A 542-nucleotide genomic window follows, 5' to 3' on the forward strand; every position below is an offset into this window, starting at 1 on the left:
CGCCCCGACACCCTCGTCGCCGAGGAACCGCTGGAGATCCGACTGAACGGCAAACCACTCGCCATCACCATGCGCACCCCGGGCGACGACTTCGCCCTCGCCGCCGGCTTCCTGGTCAGCGAAGGCGTACTCGCCACCGCATCTGATCTGCAGAACATCGTCTACTGCGCGGGAGCGACCGCAGACGGCTCCAACACCTACAACGTCGTGGACGTAAGGACCGCGCCGGGTGTGACGATCCCCGACATCACCCTGGAGCGAAACGTCTATACGACCTCCTCCTGCGGCCTGTGCGGCAAGGCCAGCCTCGACGCGGTCCGTACCACCACCCGCTGGCCGATAGCCGACACTCCCCCGATCCGCATCACCCCCGAACTCCTCACCACCCTCCCCGACCGCCTACGCGCAGCCCAACGCGTCTTCGACCGGACCGGAGGCCTCCACGCCGCAGCCCTGTTCACCGAACACGGCGAACTCCTCGACATCCGCGAGGACGTCGGCCGCCACAACGCCGTCGACAAACTCGTCGGCCGCGCCCTGCA

General features: G+C 67.9%; 1 protein-coding gene. It reads left to right on the forward strand.

Annotation, left to right across the window (positions count from 1 at the left end; genetic code table 11):
* On the forward strand, window positions 1-542 hold a 542-nt coding region (locus IG08_RS0153320; protein WP_030622186.1), incomplete at both ends, for a formate dehydrogenase accessory sulfurtransferase FdhD.

This window comes from Streptomyces fulvoviolaceus (assembly GCF_000718165.1).
Lineage (GTDB): Bacteria > Actinomycetota > Actinomycetes > Streptomycetales > Streptomycetaceae > Streptomyces > Streptomyces fulvoviolaceus.